Origin of the sequence: Brevundimonas sp., from assembly GCF_023259385.1 — a bacterium.
In the GTDB taxonomy this organism is placed as follows: Bacteria; Pseudomonadota; Alphaproteobacteria; order Caulobacterales; family Caulobacteraceae; genus Brevundimonas.
Genome location: NZ_JAHFPF010000242.1, coordinates 1 through 4,782, shown reverse-complemented (window position 1 = coordinate 4,782; position 4,782 = coordinate 1). Strand labels below are relative to the sequence as shown.

Genomic DNA, 4,782 nt, shown 5'->3' with positions numbered 1-4,782 from the left:
AGGCGTGTCGCGCATCTCGGGTCCGCCGTGGGGCAGGGCGATCAACGGCCCCGGCGCTCCACCCGGAGGCGCGATGAGGTAGGCCTCGATGGTCGCCCCGTCGCGGGTCTGGACCTGCAGGATCTCGCCGGCGCCGAGACGCTCCGTGACCAGGGCCGTGGCGGAGCCGATGTGAACGATCGCCCGCGCGGCCTTGTCGTAGAAATACCACGAGCCCGGCTCGTTCTGTCCCTCGACCGCCGCGATGAAGCGGTTCCGGGCGGCGTCGACGCCGGTCAGGGTCACGTTGCACTGGTTGTCGAAGAAGCGGTTCAGGGCGCGATGGTGCGGCGCCAGCGTCGGATCGGCGAACTCATACTCCAGCCGCTCGCCATAGTAGGCCGCGCCGAGATAGTGACCCGCGGAGTCGCGCAGGCCGTAACTCACGTCGCGGCCGGCGCGACCGTTCAGCGGCGGGCCGACGGCCAGGGTGGCCAGGTCCATCTCGCGGACGGACTGCACGTCCTCGCTTTCCAGTCGGGCCCGGACCAGCACCGTCCCCGGACGGTCCGTGCCGCCGACCCAGTAGAAGTCCGGCGCGTCGCGGAAGCGCGAACGACGCGCCATCTTCCATTCCGTTTCACCCGGCGCGCGGACCATGATGGTCTCCATCGTGCCGCGGCTGTTGACGTCATGCCGCATGACGGGGACGCCGTTCACCGTGCGCCAGTTGAAGGTGCCGGCGCTGCCGCGCTCGATCCGCTCGGCGCTGCCGGTGGCCAGGTTGACCTTGTGCAGGGCCATGATCCCGTCCGCCTCCCAGGCCGCCATCAGCACGTGGTCGGGATCGTTGGGCAGCAGGTCGATGATCCGGCCCATGTCGGCGGTGGCGCGCATGCGCTGACGCTGGTCGTTGAACAGGACCACGATGGCGCCGGTGCTGACGTTCACCGACAGGGCGCGCCGCGTCGTATATTCGACGCCGGGCGTGGTGAAATTGGAGCCGGCTTGCGAGCGCCGCGCCGTCTTCTGGCGAATGAGGACGCCCACCAGCAGCCGGTCGTCGCTGCCCCAGTAGAGGTAGTTGACCTCGACCGGACCGAGATCGAGCCGGCGGCGCGTGCCCTCGGGGTCGTCCGCCTGGATGATGTCGATGGCGCCGTTGGGCTCTTCCTGGGTGCCCAGCTGTTCCAGCACGGCGATGCGCGCGCCCGACGGCGACAGCGACACGGCCCGCGTTCCGGTCGATCCGAAGAAGTCACCGATGGCGTGCGGGGCGGTCTGGGCCCGGGCCGATCCGACCCCGGTCGGCAACGCCGCCATACCCGCCAGCGCCCCGACGCCGACCAACAGCCCACGCCGCGACAGGGCGGCCTGCGCCGCCTCGCTCAATCCACACTTCACGGTAATCCCCCAAGACTTGTTCCGGCAAACAACCGAAGCGTCGCCGCGCCGTCAAGCCGGAGCGTCAGAACATCGCGGGAATCACGCGGTCCGGCGGACGGTGGCCGTTGGCGAAGGTCTGGATGTTGGCGATGACCCGGTCGCCCATGTCCTGACGGGCCTCGATCGTCGCCGAGCCGAGGTGGGGCAGCAGCACGACGTTGGCGTGCCCCAGCAGACCCGGATGCACCTTGGGCTCCTGCTCGAACACGTCCAGTCCGACGCCCGCGATGCGCCGCTGCGCCACCGCCTCGGCCAGCGCCGCCTCGTCGATCAGCTCGCCCCGCGCGGTGTTGACCAGAATGGCCTCGGGCCGCAGCAGGGCCAGCCGCCGCGCCGACAGCAGATGATGCGTGTCCTTCGTCGCCGGGGTGTTCAGCGAAATCAGGTCCATCCGCGCCAGCATCTGGTCCAAGTCGTCCCAGTAGGTCGCGCCCAGTTCCTCAGCGATCATGTCGGGGACGGGTTTGCGGTTGTGATAGTGGACCTGCATCCCGAAGGCCTTGGCGCGGCGGGCCAAGGCCTGGCCGATCCGGCCCATGCCGACGATGCCCAGCCGCTTGCCCCAGAGCTTGCGCCCGGTCATCCAGGTCGGGCTCCAGCCCTCGAACCGGCCCTCCTGCATGACCTGCGCCCCCTCCACGATCCGGCGGCTGACCGCCAGGATCAGGGTCATGGCCAGATCCGCCGTGTCCTCGGTCAGCACCCCCGGGGTGTTGGTGACGATCAGGCCCCGACCGACCGCCGCGTCCACGTCGATGTGATCCACGCCCGCGCCGAAATTGGCGATCATCTTCAGCTGCGGCCCGGCCTTGGAGATCAGGTCGGCGTCGATGATGTCGGTGATGGTCGGCGCCAGGACGTCGGCCCGTTGCACCGCGGCCTCCAGCGCCGCCCGGTCCATCGGACGGTCGGTCAGGTTAAGCTCGGCGTCGAACAGCTCGCGCATCCGTGTCTCCACGGCGTCGGGCAAGCGTCTGGTTAATACGACCTTAAGCCGGGGAGAGGACATTCGGAGCCTTCGGTTTCACGTCCCCGGCTTTAATGGTCCTCCCGGTGTCTGGCAAAGTTCCTCGCCTCAAGCGCGTCGCGCTGGTCGCCGCCCTGGTCGGGCTCGGCGTCATGGCCGGGGCCGGAAACGCCATGCCGGGCGGCCGCCCGACCCCCAGCGGCCAACCCGTGCCGCGCTGGCTGTCGCTCAAGTCCGACGAGGTCCGGGCGCGCCAGGGGCCGGGGCTCGACTATCCGATCCTATGGGAATACCGCGTCCCGGGCCTGCCGGTTCAGGTCATCGCCGAAACCGCCGAATGGCGGAAGATCTGCGATCCCGAAGGCGCGGTCGCCTGGGTCCACCGCAGCGTGGTCTCCAGCCGCCGCAGCGTCTTCAACGCCTCCCGCGAGGAAATCGCCATCCACGCCGGACGCTCCGACACCTCGCCGGTGCGCGCCCGCCTGTCGCCCCGCTCGCTGGTGTCGCTGGACGCGTGCGTCGACCAGTGGTGCGAGGTCCGCGTCCGTCGTCTGCGCGGCTGGCTGCGTCAGCGCGCGGTGTTCGGCGCCCAGGACCACGCCCTGTGCAACGCCAACCGGCCCGCGGGCACGGGACGGGCCGAACGGTAGGACTCCACCGGTCTGTTAAAACGTTTGAGCGCCCGGGTTCCCTCGTGTAACCCCACGGCAACATCCGGACGCGAAGTCGCGCCCTGCCGCAACGAGAACGCTTTTGACCGAGCTGAAATATCCGTCGTCGTTTGACTATGAAGCCCTGCTGGCCTCGGGCCGGGGTGAGCTGTTCGGGCCGGGCAACGCCCAGCTGCCGGCCCCGCCGATGCTGATGTTCGACCGGATCACCAAGATCAACGCCGACGGCGGCGCGCACGGCAAGGGCTATGTCGAGGCCGAGCTGGATATCCATCCGGACCTCTGGTTCTTCCAGTGCCACTTCATCGGCGATCCGGTCATGCCGGGCTGCCTGGGCCTGGACGCCATGTGGCAGCTGGTCGGCTTCTACCTCGGCTGGATCGGGGGCCCCGGCAAGGGCCGCGCGCTCGGCGTCGGCGAGGTCAAGTTCACCGGTCAGGTCCAGCCGCACATCAAGAAGGTCGTCTACAAGATCGACCTGAAGCGCGTGATCAACCGCAAGCTGGTCATGGGCATCGCCGACGGCGTGCTCGAGGCTGACGGCGAGGTGATCTACACCTGCAACGACATGCGCGTCGGCCTGTTCGGCGCGACCACGGAAGCGGCCGGCGGCTGAATCCCTATATTCAGACAGACCGCGCACTACGCGGCGACTGAGCGTTCTTAGAAGGAAACCACCATGCGGCGTGTCGTCGTCACCGGGCTGGGCATCGTTTCTTCCATCGGCACGGGCCAGGAAGAGGTCATCGCATCGCTGCGCGAGGCGAAGTCGGGCGTGCAAACCGCCCCCGACCACGTCACGCACGGCTTCCGTTCGCAGGTCTGGGCTCCGCCGGCGTTGGGCGTCAGCGCCGAGGACTGGGCTCCGTTGGTCGACCGCCGTGCCGCGCGCTTCCTGGCCAACGGCACCGCCTGGGGCCACATCGCCTTCGAGGAAGCCCTGAAGGACTCCGGCATGACTCCGGAAGAGATCAAGTCCGAGCGCATCGGCCTGATCGTCGGCGAGGGCGGCCCCTCGACCCAGGTCATCCTGCAGGCGGCCCAGACCACGATCGAAAAGGGCTCGCCCAAGCGTATCGGGCCGTTCGCCGTGCCCAAGGCCATGGCCTCGGGCCCCTCGGCCGTGCTGGCCACCTGGTTCGAGCTCAAGGGCATCAACTATTCGATCAGCTCGGCCTGCGCGACCAGCGCCCACTGCATCGGCGCGGGCGCCGAACAGATCGCCTGGGGCAAGCAGGACGTCGTCTTCGCCGGCGGCGTGGAGGACATCGACTGGTCCATGTCGAACATGTTCGACGCCATGGGCGCCATGTCGTCCAACTTCAACGAGACGCCCAACAAGGCCAGCCGCGCCTATGACAAGGACCGCGACGGCTTCGTCATCGCCGGCGGCGCCGGCATCGTCGTGCTGGAAGAGTACGAACGCGCCGTGGCGCGCGGCGCCAAGATCTACGCCGAGGTGACCGGCTACGGCGCCAATTCGGACGGCTACGACATGGTCGCGCCCTCGGGCGAGGGCGCTGAGCGCTGCATGAAGATCGCGCTGGAAATGGCCGGCAATCCGCGCATCGACTACCTGAATCCGCACGGCACCTCGACGCCGGTCGGCGACAGCAAGGAGATGGGCGCGGTGCGCAACGTCTTCGGCGACGACCTGCCGATGATCTCCTCGACCAAGTCGCTGACGGGCCACTCGCTCGGCGCGGCGGGCGCCCAGGA

Annotated in this window: 5 protein-coding genes; 3 read left to right on the top strand and 2 right to left on the bottom strand. The window is 68.9% G+C overall.

Annotation, left to right across the window (positions count from 1 at the left end; translation table 11 throughout):
• Together Q0C81_RS15535 and Q0C81_RS15530 are read right to left on the bottom strand one after the other, a co-directional pair.
• Window positions 1–1,383: hypothetical protein (locus Q0C81_RS15535; RefSeq protein WP_291839922.1), on the bottom strand; the 1,383-nt coding region annotated here is incomplete at its 3' end.
• A 64-nt stretch (window positions 1,384–1,447) separates the two neighbouring features.
• Entirely contained in the window at window positions 1,448–2,434 is a 987-nt protein-coding gene (locus Q0C81_RS15530; protein ID WP_291839919.1) for a D-glycerate dehydrogenase, read from the bottom strand.
• A gap of 44 nt (window positions 2,435–2,478) precedes the next feature.
• Between Q0C81_RS15530 and Q0C81_RS15525 the strand changes: the two genes are divergently transcribed.
• The 3 genes from Q0C81_RS15525 to Q0C81_RS15515 all read left to right on the top strand — a co-directional run.
• On the top strand, window positions 2,479–3,042 hold the full coding sequence (locus Q0C81_RS15525; protein WP_291839917.1) for an SH3 domain-containing protein: 564 nt from the start codon (window positions 2,479–2,481) through the stop codon (window positions 3,040–3,042).
• Window positions 3,043–3,154: 112 nt separating this feature from the next.
• Window positions 3,155–3,679, top strand: a complete 525-nt coding sequence (gene fabA / locus Q0C81_RS15520; protein WP_291839928.1) for a 3-hydroxyacyl-[acyl-carrier-protein] dehydratase FabA — start codon at window positions 3,155–3,157, stop codon at window positions 3,677–3,679.
• A 63-nt stretch (window positions 3,680–3,742) separates the two neighbouring features.
• A partial coding sequence (locus Q0C81_RS15515) for a beta-ketoacyl synthase N-terminal-like domain-containing protein (RefSeq protein ID WP_291839914.1) occupies window positions 3,743–4,782 on the top strand: 1,040 nt, incomplete at its 3' end.

Excerpts from the sequence above, each read along its gene's own strand:
- Q0C81_RS15530 (WP_291839919.1), bottom strand. The coding sequence starts at position 2,434 with ATGTCCTCTCCCCGGCTTAAGGTCGTATTAACCAGACGCTTGCCCGAC.